The organism is Dehalococcoidia bacterium (assembly GCA_030648205.1).
Classification (GTDB): Bacteria; Chloroflexota; Dehalococcoidia; order JAUSIH01; family JAUSIH01; genus JAUSIH01.
In genome coordinates this window covers 1-14,166 of the sequence record JAUSIH010000041.1, presented here as the reverse complement: position 1 = coordinate 14,166, position 14,166 = coordinate 1, and the positions used below count along the sequence as shown (strand labels likewise).

At 65.4% G+C, this 14,166-nt stretch carries 12 protein-coding genes; 3 read left to right on the top strand and 9 right to left on the bottom strand.

The window, feature by feature from the left end; all coding sequences use genetic code 11:
• The first annotated feature begins 99 nt into the window (after positions 1-99).
• Together prmA and Q7T26_04820 are read left to right on the top strand one after the other, a co-directional pair.
• Positions 100-1,026 (top strand): 50S ribosomal protein L11 methyltransferase, encoded by a 927-nt coding sequence (prmA, locus tag Q7T26_04825; protein MDO8531481.1) that lies wholly within the window; start codon positions 100-102, stop codon positions 1,024-1,026.
• Position 1,027: 1 nt separating this feature from the next.
• A complete protein-coding gene (locus tag Q7T26_04820; protein MDO8531480.1) occupies positions 1,028-1,780 on the top strand; it encodes an RsmE family RNA methyltransferase in 753 nt (250 codons plus the stop codon).
• Here the strand turns inward: Q7T26_04820 and Q7T26_04815 are convergent.
• Genes Q7T26_04815 through argF form a run of 5 tightly spaced genes read right to left on the bottom strand, consistent with a single transcriptional unit; the run spans position 1,777 to position 6,436 of the window.
• Positions 1,777-2,427, bottom strand: a complete 651-nt coding sequence (locus tag Q7T26_04815) for a LysE family transporter (protein MDO8531479.1) — start codon at positions 2,425-2,427, stop codon at positions 1,777-1,779. The two genes, Q7T26_04820 and Q7T26_04815, sit on opposite strands and share 4 nt — an antisense overlap.
• A gap of 5 nt (positions 2,428-2,432) precedes the next feature.
• On the bottom strand, positions 2,433-3,449 hold the full coding sequence (locus Q7T26_04810; protein ID MDO8531478.1) for an NAD(P)H-dependent glycerol-3-phosphate dehydrogenase: 1,017 nt from the start codon (positions 3,447-3,449) through the stop codon (positions 2,433-2,435).
• Between the two features lie 27 nt (positions 3,450-3,476).
• Positions 3,477-4,154: a glycerol-3-phosphate 1-O-acyltransferase PlsY gene (gene plsY / locus Q7T26_04805; GenBank protein MDO8531477.1), complete on the bottom strand. Its 678-nt coding sequence runs from the start codon at positions 4,152-4,154 to the stop codon at positions 3,477-3,479.
• The gene (der, locus tag Q7T26_04800; GenBank protein ID MDO8531476.1) at positions 4,151-5,476 is read right to left on the bottom strand and encodes a ribosome biogenesis GTPase Der; all 1,326 of its coding nucleotides are present in this window, start codon (positions 5,474-5,476) and stop codon (positions 4,151-4,153) included. Before der ends, plsY begins: the two co-directional genes overlap by 4 nt.
• Before the next feature lie 18 nt (positions 5,477-5,494).
• Positions 5,495-6,436, bottom strand: coding sequence for an ornithine carbamoyltransferase (argF, locus tag Q7T26_04795; GenBank protein MDO8531475.1), 942 nt, complete (start codon positions 6,434-6,436; stop codon positions 5,495-5,497).
• A 68-nt stretch (positions 6,437-6,504) separates the two neighbouring features.
• Here argF and Q7T26_04790 point away from each other — a divergent pair, with 68 nt between their 5' ends.
• Positions 6,505-7,785, top strand: coding sequence for an MFS transporter (locus Q7T26_04790; GenBank protein ID MDO8531474.1), 1,281 nt, complete (start codon positions 6,505-6,507; stop codon positions 7,783-7,785).
• Here the strand turns inward: Q7T26_04790 and Q7T26_04785 are convergent.
• The 4 genes from Q7T26_04785 to Q7T26_04770 form a co-directional block, all read right to left on the bottom strand.
• Positions 7,757-8,602: a 2-oxoacid:ferredoxin oxidoreductase subunit beta gene (locus Q7T26_04785; protein ID MDO8531473.1), complete on the bottom strand. Its 846-nt coding sequence runs from the start codon at positions 8,600-8,602 to the stop codon at positions 7,757-7,759. The genes Q7T26_04790 and Q7T26_04785 overlap by 29 nt on opposite strands.
• The gene (locus tag Q7T26_04780) at positions 8,571-10,316 is read right to left on the bottom strand and encodes a 2-oxoacid:acceptor oxidoreductase subunit alpha (protein MDO8531472.1); all 1,746 of its coding nucleotides are present in this window, start codon (positions 10,314-10,316) and stop codon (positions 8,571-8,573) included. The genes Q7T26_04785 and Q7T26_04780 overlap by 32 nt, the downstream gene beginning before the upstream one ends.
• 512 nt (positions 10,317-10,828) lie before the next feature.
• Positions 10,829-12,847: a diguanylate cyclase gene (locus Q7T26_04775; protein ID MDO8531471.1), complete on the bottom strand. Its 2,019-nt coding sequence runs from the start codon at positions 12,845-12,847 to the stop codon at positions 10,829-10,831.
• A gap of 55 nt (positions 12,848-12,902) precedes the next feature.
• A complete protein-coding gene (locus Q7T26_04770; GenBank protein ID MDO8531470.1) occupies positions 12,903-13,721 on the bottom strand; it encodes an SDR family oxidoreductase in 819 nt (272 codons plus the stop codon).
• Positions 13,722-14,166: the final 445 nt, after the last annotated feature.

The following is a 14,166-nucleotide window of genomic DNA, read 5'->3' as shown; positions in this document are numbered from 1 at the left end:
ATTCGGTTTCTCATCTAGGCGCACCAGTCTCTTTGGCCTTCGTGACGACGCGCCATTTGTACTTCAAACGCTGCCAGTAGCGGAGATTGCACAAGTCCTATGAAGTGGGTTGAGGTCTCGGTTGAGGCGGACGGCGAAGGCGCGGAGGCGGTCGCGGAGGCGTTCCAGAAGATCGGCCACGGCGGCGTCGCCATCGAGGGCGGTGTCCAGTCGGCCCCCTTGGACGGCGTGGAGTACCCTCTGCCCGCGCCGGGCCGCGTGACCGTCAGGACGTATCTTCCCCACGACCACGAGCTCGAGGACAAGCGACGCCACATCGTGGCGGTGCTGAGCCTGTTGGGGACGGCGTGGCCCTTTTCAGCGCCCGTCTTCCGCGAGATGGACGAGGAGGACTGGGCCAACGCCTGGAAAGAGCACTTCCACGTCCTGCGCATAGGCCGGCGGGTGGTCATCAAGCCCACGTGGCGCGCGTACCAGCCGCAGCCCGACGACGCAATCATCGAGCTTGACCCCGGCATGGCCTTCGGCACCGGGCTGCACCCCAGCACGCGCCTGTGCCTCCTGGAGCTTGACACCGCGCCGCTGCGGAACGAGCAGGTCCTGGACCTGGGTACAGGCTCCGGCATCCTGGCCATCGCCGCGGCCCGGCTGGGAGCACGCGGCGTGCTGGCCCTGGATATTGACGCCGTAGCCGTCACGGTGGCGGCGGACAACGCCCGGCGGAACGGGCTTTCCGACTGCATTACCGTCGCGCGCGGCACCCTGCCCCTTGCGCATGACCTGCGCGACACCGCGCCCTCCGGATTCGACGTGGTCGTCGCGAATATCACCGCCCCCATCCTGACGGGCATGGCGGAGCACCTGGTGGCCGCGCTCAAGCCCGGAGGCCGGCTCATCGCCGGCGGCATCCTCGATCACCTGGCCCCGGCTCTGCAGGAGCGATTCGAGAGTCTGGGCGCGCACGTACTCAGGGTGGCTGCGGAGAGCGACTGGCGCGCCCTTGTCGCTCAGAGAGGCGAGCCGTAACGTGCGCCGTTTTTTCGTCCCCGCGGACATCCTGGACAGCCCAGTAGTCGCGTTCCCGTCCGACCAGGCACGCCAAATAGCCCGCGTCCTGCGTCTGCGGGCGGGCACGCAGGTGCTGCTGCTGGACGACCAGGGCTGGCAATACCACGTGGAGCTTGTGAAGGTCGCGTCAAGGGGCGTGGAAGGCAGGGTGCTGAAGCGGGAACCCGCGCCGCCGGAGCCGCGGCTTAGCGTCACGCTGTACCAGGGCACGCTGAAGGCCGACAAGTTCGAGTGGGTGCTGCAGAAGGGTACAGAGGTGGGGGTCAGCGCCTTTGCCCCGGTCGTATGCGCCCGCTCCGTGGCGCGAGAGGCGCACGAGGCCTCAGCCAAAGCGTCCCGTTGGCGGCGCATTCTCCAGGAGGCGGCGGAGCAGTCCGGACGGGGGAGCATCCCGCGCCTGCTGCCGTCCGCACAGTTCGACAAGGCATGGGAGAGCGTCCGGGGACTGTCCCTGCTGCCCTGGGAGAGGGAGCGCCAGATCGGGCTGCGCCGGGCGCTGACGGAGCGACTGCCCCCCAACGAAGGAGGCGACTATCCGCCTGTCAACCTGTTCATCGGGCCGGAGGGCGGCTTCACGCCGGACGAAGTGGACATGGGACGGAGTCGCGGCGCGGTAACAGTGAGCCTGGGCCAGCGCATCCTGCGCGCGGAGACGGCGGGAGTGGTAGCCGCCGCCGCGGTGCTCTACCACGTCGGAGAGCTGGGCGGCTAGCGGACCAGCCCCGTTCCCGACCCGATGAAGTAGAGGCCCAGGACGACCATGAAGACGCCGCATGCAATGGAGACGCCCCTGTACACGGCGTCGCTCACGAGGCGGCGCCCGCTGGCGACGGCAAGGGCTACCAGCCCGAACCACGCCAGGTCGGCGAGGATGTGCCCGCTGAAGAACGACGCAAGTCCCGCCACGCCGCTCCCGAGCGCCCACACCAGGTAGCCCAGCCCTATGGTGGCCCACCAGAGGCTCCAGTAGGGGTTCGCCAGGCTCACCAGAGCGCCCGCCAGCACCAGGTTGCGCCCACCGCCGTTCGGCCCGCCGTCCAGCCGCGCGGGAGTCAGGGACAGCCCTCCGGGCCTGCGCACCAACTGGACCCCCAGCCACACCAGGAACAGCCCGCCTAACACGCTGACCACCGCGACCAGCGATCTCTGGTCAAGGAACTGGCGCAGCCCCAGCGCCAGCGCCACGACCAGGACAAGCTCCAGGATGCCGTGCCCCAGAACGATGAGCGGCCCCGCCCAAAACCCGCGGCGCGCCGCCTCGCGAATGTCCAGAGTGAGCAGAGGCCCCGGTGAGATGGCGCCGGACAGCCCGACCACAAACGACGTACCAAATATGAGCGCCAGTGTTGCGTCGGACATGGCGGCTACCGTGGGAGGTCCGGCCACTCCGGACGGGGCGCTCGCGTCATCAGCTCCATCGCCGCCTGCCGAGGATCGGCCCCCTCGAATAGGACGCGGTAGGTCGTCTCCGTGATGGGCATCTCCGTCCCTATCTCACGGGCCAGGCGGCGCGCCGCCGCAGTCGTGTCCACACCCTCGGCCACGTGATGCATGCCCTCAAGGATGTCCGCCAGACGCCGCCCCTTGGCAAGCTCCAGGCCCACGTGGTGGTTGCGGCTCAGCGGGCTGAAGCATGTGGCGATAAGGTCGCCCATGCCCGCCAGACCGGCAAAGGTCAGAGGAGTGGCGCCCATCGCGACGCCCAGGCGCGTTATCTCCGCCAGGCCACGGGTGATAATAGCGGCCCTGGCGTTGTCCCCATAGCCCAACCCCTCGCACATGCCTACCCCCAGCGCAATGATGTTTTTCAAAGCGCCGCCCAGCTCAACGCCGACGACGTCCGTGCTGGTGTAAACACGGAAAAGCGGGCTGATGAAGACCTGCTGGGCCTGCCGCGCGACTGCGGCGTCAGGGGAGGCCACCACCGTCGTGGCGGGCAGCCCCCTGACGATCTCCTGCGAGAGGTTGGGGCCGGACAGCGCCACAATGCGCGCGTGGTGGGCGGGGGACAGCTCCTCCCCGAGCACCTGCGTCATGCGCTTACCCGTGTCCACCTCAAGCCCCTTCGTCGCGCTGATGACCAGCGCGTCGGGCGGCACGTGGGACCGGACGGCGCGTACGCTGGCGCGCAGGGACTTCGACGGGACGGCGAAGACCACGGCATCCGTGTCGGCGCAGGCGTCGGCCAGGGCGCTGGTCACTCGCAGACGCTCCGAGAACGAAAAGCCCGGCAGCAGACGCTTATTCTCGCGGTCGGCGGCCAGGCGGCGTGCCTCCTCAGGCGTGCGGGCCCAGAGGGTCACATCCTGTCCTCTGGACGCCAGGATAATACCCAGGGTGGTCCCCCAGCTTGTTGTGCCGATGATGACGACGCGGGACATTTCGTCCTCTCCGGCGGTCGCCGCGGACTATCGGGCCGCTGCGTCCGGCCCGGCCTGGGGCCGCAACTTGGGCGAGGGCGAAGGCGGCGCGGGCGCGACCGGTGGCGCGGGCTGGCCCAGCTTCCGCTCGGTGCCCGCGAGCACCCGGATGATGTTCTCCCTGTGCCGCGCAATGATAAGGGCGGAGCCAATCACCAGGTACGCTGTCGTCTCCCATGACCGTGCGCCGGTCACCAGGGAGACGACGCCTACAACGAAGACCACACCAACGCCCAGGACCGACCCCAGGGACACGTACCGCGTCAGCGCCACCGTGAGTATCCACGCGGCAAGGCCCCCGGCCCCCACCACCGGCGCGACGACCATGAGGGTGCCAATGCCCGTGGCCACGCCCCGTCCACCGCGAAATTGCAGGTACACCGGCCAGCTATGGCCCACCACAGCCGCAAGCCCGGACAGCGCCTCGCCCAGAACACCCGTCCCCAACTCGCGCGCCAACACGACGGCCAGAGCGCCCTTGCCCACGTCCACGGCCATCACCGCGGCGGCCCACCCAAAACCAAGCTTTCGCGCGACGTTTGTCGCACCGGTGCTCCCGCTGCCGTGGTCACGCACGTCCGTGCGCCCCACGAACCATCCCACCAGATAGCCCGTTGGAAAGGCGCCCAGGAGATAGCCCAGCAGGGCCGCGAGAGCAAGCATCATGACGATGACTCACTCCTCGCCCGGAACACCAGCCGAATGGGTGTCCCGGCAAACCCAAAGGCCTCCCGGATGACGTTCTCCAGGAACCGCTGATAGGAGAAGTGAAGCAGGTCGGGATCATTGACAAAGAATACGAATGTCGGAGGGTTGACCGCGGGCTGAGTCAGATAGTAGATATGCAGACGCCGCCCTTTGACCATAGGAGGCGCCTGCCGGGATCCGGCGCGCATCATCAAGGTATTCAGCAGGGCGGTGGACACTCGACGCGTCCGCTCCTGATAGACCTCCCGCGCCTGGGTCAGCGCCTTTTCTATACCCGTGCCCGCCAGCGCCGACACGAAGACAACGGGCGCCCAGGGGATGAACCGGAAGCGATGACGCACGATCGCGACCGCCTTTTCCTCGTCTAGTCCGAGCTTCTCCGCCAGGTCCCACTTGTTCACGGTCAGCACTAGGCCCTTGTACGCCTCCAACACGTAGCCGGCCACGTGTGCGTCCTGGGCCGTGCCCAGCTCCGAAGCGTCCAGCACCAGCAGCGTCACGTCCGCCCGCTCGATAGCGCGCATCGCCCGCAGGACGCTCGCGCGCTCGACGCCCGACTCGACGCTGCCGCTGCGGCGAATGCCCGCCGTGTCCAGCAGAACAAGAGGCTCGCCCTGGAAGGTAAACGTCGTATCAATCACGTCCCGGGTAGTGCCCGGCGTCTCGCTCACGATGGACCGCTCTTCGCCCAGGATGGCGTTCAGCAGCATGGACTTGCCCACGTTGGGCCGGCCCACGATGGCCAGCTTCATGACCTCACTATCCGGCTCTTCCGGAGGCGCGGGCGGCAGGCGCTCGACCACCTGGTCCATCAGGTCCGACACGCCGATGTTATGATACGCGCTGATTGACAGCGGCTCCCCCAGTCCCAGGGCGTAGAACTCCACTGTGTTCTGCCGCCGGGTCTCGTTGTCCGCCTTGTTGGCCACGAGGATAACCGGCTTCTTTGACTTGCGCAAAATATCGGCGACGGTCAAGTCCTCGGAGGTCAGGCCGTCCCGCGCATCCACCAGGAACACCACCACGTCCGCCTCCCGGATGGCCGTCTCCGCCTGCTCTCTCACCTGCACACGCAGCCCCGACGACGGTTCGGCCTCTATGCCGCCCGTGTCCACCAAGGCAAAACGCCTGTCCGCCCAACTGGTCTCGGCGTTGACGCGGTCACGCGTCGTGCCCGGAGCGTCCGCGACAATTGCGACGCGCGCGCCAACGAGACGGTTGAACAGGGTGGACTTGCCCACATTAGGGCGACCGACCAGGGCAACGATGGGTCTGCGCATAAATGGTCCTGCCAGTGACTAGGAAGGCCTGATTTCGCTGGCTCCGGTCCCCAGACGTTCCAGCAGAAGGGCCTTCTGAATATGCAGGCGGTTCTCCGCCTGGTCGTACACCACGGACTGGGGATGCTCGAGAAGGTCCGCAGTGATCTCTTCGCCCGGGTGAGCGGGAAGGGGATGCATGAAGATCGCGCCCGGGCGGGCCTTGAGCAGGACTTTGTCCGTCACCCGATACGGCGCAAAAACCGCGCGGCGGCGTTCCGCCGTATCCTCCTGGCCCATGCTGATCCAGACGTCCGTGTAGACGACGTCCGCGTCCCGCACAACGTCGTCCGGGTCGTCTGTGCAAAGGACTTGCGCGCCGGCGGCCTCGGCATACTTGCGGACGCGGCCCACCACGTCGTTGCTCAGCCAGTAGCCCTTCGGCGACCCGATGCGGAAGTTGGCACCGAGCATGGCTGCGCCCAGCGCGAGGCTGGCGGCGCAGTTGTTGCCGTCGCCCAGGAAAGCAATGGTCAGTCCCTTCAAAGCGCCCTTCTTCTCGTAAATGGTCATCAGGTCCGCCAGCGCCTGGCAGGGGTGCTCCACGTCCGAAAGGCCGTTGATGACGGGCACGTCCGCGTACCGCGCCAGCGTTTCCACATCCTTGTGGGTGTACACCCGCGCCACAATGCCGTCAAGGTAGCGCGAGAGCACGCGCGCCACTACGCGCACGGACTCGCGCGTGCCCAGACCCACCTCGGCCTGGGAGAGATAAATAGCCCGTCCGCCCAATTGGTACATGGCGACGTCAAAGCTGACCCGCGTGCGCATGGACGGCTTCTGGAACAGCAGACCCAGGGTACGGCCCGCCAGAGCGCCGCTGCGCACCCCTTTGAGCGTTCCCGCCGTGCGGATGAGCCGCCAGATGTCCTGAGAGGTGAGGTCGGATATGGAGAGCAGATGGGAGACTTTCCGCGACATGCCGGTAGTATAGCACACGGGAGCGGATACGACTACGAAAACAGCCACGCGGACTGTATACTGGGGCTATGTCATCTTCCGCACCGCCCCGGGAGCGCCGCTTCTGGGGACTCTCGCCTAATGTCTTCTTCCTCGGCGTCGCCGCCCTCCTCATGGACATGTCCGGCGAGATGATTCAAAACCTCTTGCCGCTCTTTCTCGCCAACGTGCTGGGGGTGAAGGGGAGCATCATCGGCCTGGTGGAGGGCCTGGCGGAGAGCACGGGCATCGTGCTGCGCACCGTCAGCGGATGGGTGAGCGACCGCACGGGCAACCGCAAGTTGCCCACGACGCTGGGCTATGCGCTGGCCGGGGCAGCCCGGCCCTTCCTTGTCATCGCCCAGTCGTGGTCAGCGGTCTTGGCGATTCGCTTCGTGGACCGGCTGGGCAAGGCCGCGCGGTCGGCGCCGCGGGACGCCCTGCTGGCGGACTCCGTGGCGCAAAGCGAGCGAGGGCGGGCCTTCGGCTTCCACCGGGCGATGGACACGGCGGGAGCAATGGCGGGACTGCTCATGGCGGCGGGCGTGGTCTATCTGACTCAAGGGAACGCTGACCTGCTGCAAGAAGGCACGTTCCGCATCATCGCGGGCATGGCGCTGGTCCCCGCCCTGCTTGCGGCGCTGGTGGTCGCGGTCGCGGTCCACGAGCCGCGTCGCCATGCCGCACGGCAACCGGCCCATGCGTCCAACGATCCGCCCCCCGCGCACACATACGCTATCGCAAAGAGGTCTTACGCGCGGTTTCTGGGCATCGTCGCCCTGTTCTCGTTGGGCAACGTCAGTATCGTGTTCTACATCCTGCGCGCCCAGACCCTCGGCCTCACGGTGGTTCAGGTCCTGTTGCTGCTGGCGGCGATGAACGCCCTGTACACGGGCGTTGCGTACTACGCGGGCAAAGCGTCGGACAAGGTGGGCCGCAGGACGGTGCTTGCGACGGGATGGGCGGTTGCGGGCGCTGTCTCACTGGGGTTTGGCCTGGCGCACATGGAATGGCAGGTGCTGGCGCTGTTCGTCCTGTACGGGGCTTTCCTGGGGCTGACTGACGGGACGAGCCGCGCATTTGTGGCGGACCTGGTGCCTTCGGCCCGGCGCGGCTCGGCGTACGGTCTGTACTACGTGGCGGCGGGTCTGCCCGTGCTGCCCGCGGGCCTGATTGCAGGCTTCCTCTGGCAGGAGGTCAACCACTCGGCGCCGTTCCTGGTGGGCGCGGCGGTCGCCCTCGTTTCCACGGCCCTTCTTCTCGCCCTGGTGCCGCCTCCCGATGCCGGGCGCGCGGAAAGCCCTACTCGAAGCGCTTCAAATAAGCGCTAGTGTCGAAGGGTTTGATCTCCTTTTCCAGGCTGTGCAGCACCTGGTCCAACACGGGCCGCTCCGTCTCATACCAGACGCCCAGGTGCGGCTTCTCCTCGGTTATAGCCAGACCCATGGCCTTCTGCAGATCGCTCTTGTCCCAATCCGCGGGCAAATCAGTCGCCTGCGCATCGTAGAAACTGTACGTGTTGTTGAACTCGGTGCATGGGCTGATGACGTGGATGAAGGAGAAGCCCTTGTGCTTGATGCCCGCCACGAAGAGCTCCGCGAGCATCTTGGGCTTGGCCGAGTAGCCTCGGGCCACGAAGGTTGCGCCGGCGGCAAGCACTGTCAGCAAGGGATTGATGGGCTTGGCCGCCACGCCATAGGGCGTCGACTTGGTCACCTGCCCGATCTTGGATGTGGGTGAAGCCTGGGCCTTGGTCAGGCCGTAAATCTGATTGTCCATGCAGACGGTGGTCAGGTCCAAGTTACGGGACGCCGCGTGCGGCATGTGCCCCGCGCCGATGGCGAACATGTCGCCGTCGCCGCCCATCACCATCACCGTCATATCCGGGTTGGCCAGCTTCACGCCCGAAGCCATGGGGAGCGCCCGTCCATGCAGGCTGTGGACGCCGTACGTCGAGAGGAAGTACGGAATGCGGCTCGAGCACCCGATGCCCGAAACGATCACCACCCGCTCTGTCCGAAGCTGGAGGTCGGCAAGGGCCTTGTAGGTCGCGGAGAGGACGGCAAAGTCGCCGCACCCGGGGCACCAGGTGGGCTTGACGTCGCTCTTGTAGTCTTTAACGGTGAGAGTTACCGCGCTGGTTACCATTTCTCGCCACCTCTTCTATCTTCTTGAAGATCTCCCCCGGCGTGAACGGGAGCCCTCCGTACTTGTTGAGCTGCACGACGCTGTCGCCAAGGATGGACCGGAGGTAGTGCGCGAACTGACCGCTGTAGTTCACCTCCGGCACGATAACATGCTCCACTGAGTCCATGAACTTCCTCAGGTCGTCCACCTGCAGAGGGCTGAGGAGCTTGGGATGGAGAGCAGCCACCTTATGGCCGCTGGCGTTCGCCCGGTCCACGGCCTCCTGTATCACACCCTCCGTCGAACCCCAGCCAATGACGCCAATCGTAGCGTCCGCCGCGCCGTGCCGCGAGAGCTGTCCCATGTCCTTCCTGGCGCCGTCCAGCTTGCGGAAGCGCTTGGGCATCATGATGATGTGCGACTGAAGGGGCGTGTCCACGTGGCCCTTCTCGTCGTGCTCCAGGCCGGGCGCCACATAAGCGCCGCCAGCCATGCCGGGGGCGGACATGGGCGAGGCCCCACTCTCCGTCACCGCGTAGCGCCGGTAATCCTTGAGCTGTTCGGCGGTGGGCCTGAGCCTGTCCTCCACGTGGATGCGGGAGAGGTCCGGCTTGAGCATAGACTCGGTGCGATGCGACAGGGACTGGTCCGAGAGAAAGATGGCGGGCATCTGGTACTTCTCGGACAGGTTGAACGCGTCAATGATGCGGAAGAAGGCGTCCTCCACCGACCCGGCCGCCATGACGATGCGTGGGAAATCACCGTGACCGGCGTAAAGAGCATGGTTCAGGTCCGCCTGCTCCAGCTTTGTCGGCATACCCGTGCTGGGGCCCGCGCGCTGCGAGTCAACGATGACGCACGGCGTCTCCGACATGCTGACCCAACCCAGGAACTCGCTCATCAGCGACAGGCCGGGGCCGGAGGTGGCGGTCATGGACTTGAGGCCCCCGAATGAGGCGCCCGCCGCCATGCCGATGGCCGCGATCTCATCCTCGACCTGGAGGCTGACGCCACCGAGCTTGGGCAGCTCCTTCGACATCGTCTCCAGAATCTCGGACGCCGGGGTAATGGGATAACCGGCGAAGAACCTGCAGCCCGCGGCCAGAGCGCCGGCGGCGATGGCGTCGTTGCCGCTCAGCACCAGCCGCGGTATCTTCTCGACAGGTGTGAGAAAGTAGGGGTCGCGCTTCTCTATCTTTTTGGTGGCGTGCTCGTATCCTGCGTACAGAGACTTGAGGTTACTCGCCAGAAGCTCAGCGCGGCGGGCGAACCGGCTACGGATGAGCCCCTCCAGAGACGAAGGCTCCAGGCCAAAAAGTCCGGCCAGAAAGCCAGTGACGATGAGGTTTTTCCCGCGGAAGAAATCCAGTTCCTTGCGTGCGATGGTGTTGAAGGGAATGCCATACGCAATGACGGAGCTGCTCTCTTCCGGAGTGACCGTGTCCGGGTCGTAAATGAGCACGCCGCCCTTGTTGATGAGGTGCTTGTGGTTATAATAGCCCTCGGCGTTGAACGCCACCATCACGTCCACGCCATCGCCCATCGAGAGGACGGGGTACGCTCCCACCCGCACCTGGTACCAGGCGTGGCCGCCCTTGATCTCGGCGGGATAGGTGCGGAAGGTGAAGACGTGATAGCCGGTGCGCGCGGCGCCCTGAGTGAAGATGTCGCCGGTGGAGATGACGCCCTCGCCACCTTCGCCAGCCAGTCGGATGATGATCTCGTTCTTTTCCATAGCCATCCCTGCGTTACCGGACGCACTCGGGACGGTTCTTCGCAGGGAAGCCCCCGAGGCTCCGGAGTTTGCTAGTTCGACAAATTACATGAGCCGAACGCGTTCGGTTCCCGCGGGGGAAAGCCAAAAGAATACTGCACTACGCGCCATCTCGCGCGACGAGGCCCATGACAGGCCTGCGAGGCGACGTCGCCGGAGAATATCGCGTTGGGCCGTGCGGCCCGAAGTGCCGGTCAAGTGTGGCATCTCCCGCAAACCGGAGGCATTCTAAGCCACTCCTAACTCTAGCAGACCGGCACAGTAGTGTCAATCCACTTTTCGTCATTATAGGCATAAATAGTCTGCATTCAGCCGCCTGCTACTTGAATGCGCTCACACGGACGAACAGACCATCGGCAGGTCGGTCACTACGGTCTCCACGTCACGCTCCCATCCGCACCGGCTCGCTGCACAAGTCCATCTTTGCGCCGCGTCACGCCCCGCCTGCAAACGTAGTGGTCACGCCGCCCGCGCTAGCTGGATGCATGCGGGCTCATGGACGGCTCAAAGACCTCGTATCGGGCGCGGCCTCTCGCCTTGGCCGCGTACATGGCCGTGTCCGCGTCCCGCAGAACATCCTGCGGCTGCTCATACTGCTGCGTTTCGCACATGGCGATGCCAATACTGAATGTGGCGCGCACGACTTGACCGTCCAGGTCGAACGGCGCGGCGACCGATTCCAGGATACGCGTCGCCACCATCTTGGCCATCGTCACGTCCGCTATGCTCGGCAGCAATATCGTGAACTCATCGCCGCCGAGACGCGCGACGATATCGCCCGCGCGCAGGCAGCCCTCCAGACGCCGCGCCACCGCGACGAGAAGCTTGTCGCCTTTCTCGTGGCCAAGCGTGTCGTTGACGGGCTTGAACCTGTCCAGGTCCATGAACAGGACGGCATACGCCCTGCCCTGCTTTTCCCTGGCCTGCTGCATCGTCCGACCCAGCCGCTCAAGGAACATCGCCCGGTTCGGCAGGTCCGTCAGCTTGTCGTGGAAGGCTTCGTGGATAAGGCTATGCTGCTGCTGCATGCGGTCTGTGACGTCCCGCGCTATGCCCTCCACCGCGACGAGGCCCCCGCCGGCGTCATACACCGGAATGTTCCGCTCCTCGATCCAGACCAGTGTTCCGTCCTTGCGGCGCCACCGCAGGACGAGAGGCTGGCCAAAGCTCCTCGACGACGACCCCAGGAGATGGCGGTCCTCCGTGTGCACGACATTGAGGTACAGATCAGGGTCGGCGTAGTATTCCTGTGGCGTATAGCCGGTAATCGGGGTGACGACGGGGCTGACGTACTCAAAGCCACGCGTCGGCATCAAACGGTACCGGTAGATGATGTCCTGCGCATTCTCCGCAAGGCTTCGAAAACGCTCCTCGCTCTGGTGCAGCCTTCTTTCCGCCTGTCGCGTCTCCTCCTCGCGCGCCTGGAGCATGCGTACCATCTTATCGAAGGCGTGGGCAAGAGCGCCTATTTCTCCCGTCTTGTATGGCCCGCCCGCGCGCGCGGAGAGGTCGCCGCCGGCGACTCGCGCCGTGGCGCGGACGAGTCGCTGAACGGGATGGATGACCAGCCGCTCCATTGACCACCACATGGCCGCCAGCCCGGCAAGAGAGCCCACAACGACCAGCACGAGATTCCGCACCAACTCCGCGTCTATCGGCCCGTAGATGGACGCCGAGGTGACGCCGATCGCCAAGTACAGCTCGCCCCCCGGCGGCGTGCCGCGCAGCCGAGTAAAGCCATAGAGACGTGGAGTGCCATCCAGCCCAACAGACTGGGCGCTGCCTTCACCCCTTTTTTCGAGGATTATCTTGAACACGGGCCTATCGCTGACGCTTGCACCGACGAACCTTCCATCATCCGGGTAGCGCACGACCACCGTTCCATTCGCGTCCAGAAGAGTGAGAGACGCACCCGGCGGAAGACTGGCTTTGGACGCCAGTTGAGTGAGCCACGTGAGGTCTATGCCTGTTATCACCACACCCCGCACAACGCCCGTGTCATCCAGCACGGGATACCCCATGGGGATTGTGGGCTTGCCGCTCGCACGGCCAACCTGGTATTGGCCCACGACGAAGTCGCGCGTCTGAATCGCCCGCTGGAAATAGTCCCGGTCCGCTACGTTCACCGGCGGATTTGCAGGGACAGCGCTGCAAGAGTTACGAGCGGACATGTCCGCTCGAGAGAAGTTCGTGTAGGATGGGAATCCCTTCAGGAGACGCGCGAACAGCGCACTGCACTGGACTGCGTCCCCGTCCCGCACCTCCGAAAGCTGAGCGAGGGTGACAAGAAGATTACGGGCGCTCTCCAGCGTCTGCTCGTGCTGGACCGCCGTGACGCGGGCGAGGAGCGCCACGTCATCTTCCGCGTCCCTGGCGGCGCGCTCGCGGCGCTCCAGAGCGGAATAGACCATGATCACCAGTGCGCAGACGAAAAGGAGGGCCAGCAGCAACAGCAGCCGGACACGGATACTGGAAAACCACGACCTTATCATCAGCCACTACCCCAGAGGCCACTCCAGGCTCGCGACCACCTCACAGTTTGGAGAGCTAACCCCCGACAATCTGCTCGCCGCCGTCCACGTTGATGATGTTGCCGCTGATCCACTGGCTGCCCGGTTGGGCCAGCAGGGCGAGGGCCTTCGCCACGTCCTCGGGCGTGGTCATGCGTCCGCCCGGATTGCGCTTGCTTCCGTACTCAATGAGCTGCGCGTGGGACGGTATCTTCCGCAGGGCGGGCGTGTCCGTGACCCCCGCCCGAATGGCGTTGGCGGTGATGCCCCGCTTCATCAGCTCGCAAGCGAGCTGGCGAATATGCGACTCCAGCGCGCACTTGGCCGCCGATATAGCGCCGTAGTCGGTGATGACCCGCTCCGATCCGGCGCTGGTCATGGCGTAGATGCGCCCGCCGCGACCCAGCATGCCGCTGAACACCATGTCCTGGACCCAATAGACCAGACTGTTGGCCATCACGTCCGCGGTCATCTCCACCTGCGCCTGCGTGATGGACTCCTCCGCGGACGCGCCGATGTACGGCCTGAGCGTGCCGAAGGCCAGCGAGTGGAGCACGACGCGTACGCCGTCCGGCGTCCCCGCCTCCGCAAGCGCGGCCTGCATCTTGCCGACTACCACCTTGCGCTTCTCCGGGCTGGCCGCGTTCGTGTTGAAGAACACGGCGCGCCGGCCCATCCCTTCAATGGTCTTGACGATCTTCTCCGCGTTGGGCAGGGTGCTGCGCATGTCCAGGTGCACGCCGAAGATGTGCATGCCGTGGCGCGCCAGCTCAATGGCCGTCGCTCCACCAAAGCCGCTGGATGCGCCCAGGATGAGCGCCCACTTGTCCTGTAGTCCTGTATCGTTCGTGGACATGCTCGTTCTTACCTCCCGCCAGGAAACTCAGGAAACTATTGTAGTGCTTTCGCAATCGCGTTACCTGGAGGTTCTACCCTGCTGATTTCCCCTCCACATCTTGGGAGCCATCCCCCTTGGTCCCCCTTCCTTTCCTGGAAGGGGGAGAAAAACTCCTGGGGGATACCCCCAGACCCCCAGCAAAAAGGGCGTCGCCCTCTCTGCACTCTCCTCAGGGGCACGGTTGTCGGATAGACTCTAGCCCCCGTCCTTCTCCGAGGATGGGGAACGAAAGATTCCCAGGGGACACCCCCGGTGCCCCCGTCAGAGGGTGGGTCCCTCTGGACACCCTTCCCTCCACTCTGGAACGGACACATTCAAAGCGCTCATGGCCCGTATGAGCCACACTGAGCACGTCTGACAGGCTCACCATGAGCGGCGGGCGGTGTTCCGCTCGCCCTGAGCT

Bases quoted from the DNA above. Each gene is read 5' to 3' on its own strand.
- prmA (MDO8531481.1), top strand. From the start codon at position 100: ATGAAGTGGGTTGAGGTCTCGGTTGAGGCGGACGGCGAAGGCGCGGAG.
- Q7T26_04815 (MDO8531479.1), bottom strand. From the start codon at position 2,427: ATGTCCGACGCAACACTGGCGCTCATATTTGGTACGTCGTTTGTGGTC.
- Q7T26_04810 (MDO8531478.1), bottom strand. From the start codon at position 3,449: ATGTCCCGCGTCGTCATCATCGGCACAACAAGCTGGGGGACCACCCTG.
- plsY (MDO8531477.1), bottom strand. From the start codon at position 4,154: ATGATGCTTGCTCTCGCGGCCCTGCTGGGCTATCTCCTGGGCGCCTTT.
- der (MDO8531476.1), bottom strand. From the start codon at position 5,476: ATGCGCAGACCCATCGTTGCCCTGGTCGGTCGCCCTAATGTGGGCAAG.
- argF (MDO8531475.1), bottom strand. From the start codon at position 6,436: ATGTCGCGGAAAGTCTCCCATCTGCTCTCCATATCCGACCTCACCTCT.
- Q7T26_04790 (MDO8531474.1), top strand. From the start codon at position 6,505: ATGTCATCTTCCGCACCGCCCCGGGAGCGCCGCTTCTGGGGACTCTCG.
- Q7T26_04785 (MDO8531473.1), bottom strand. From the start codon at position 8,602: ATGGTAACCAGCGCGGTAACTCTCACCGTTAAAGACTACAAGAGCGAC.
- Q7T26_04780 (MDO8531472.1), bottom strand. From the start codon at position 10,316: ATGGAAAAGAACGAGATCATCATCCGACTGGCTGGCGAAGGTGGCGAG.
- Q7T26_04775 (MDO8531471.1), bottom strand. From the start codon at position 12,847: ATGATAAGGTCGTGGTTTTCCAGTATCCGTGTCCGGCTGCTGTTGCTG.
- Q7T26_04770 (MDO8531470.1), bottom strand. From the start codon at position 13,721: ATGTCCACGAACGATACAGGACTACAGGACAAGTGGGCGCTCATCCTG.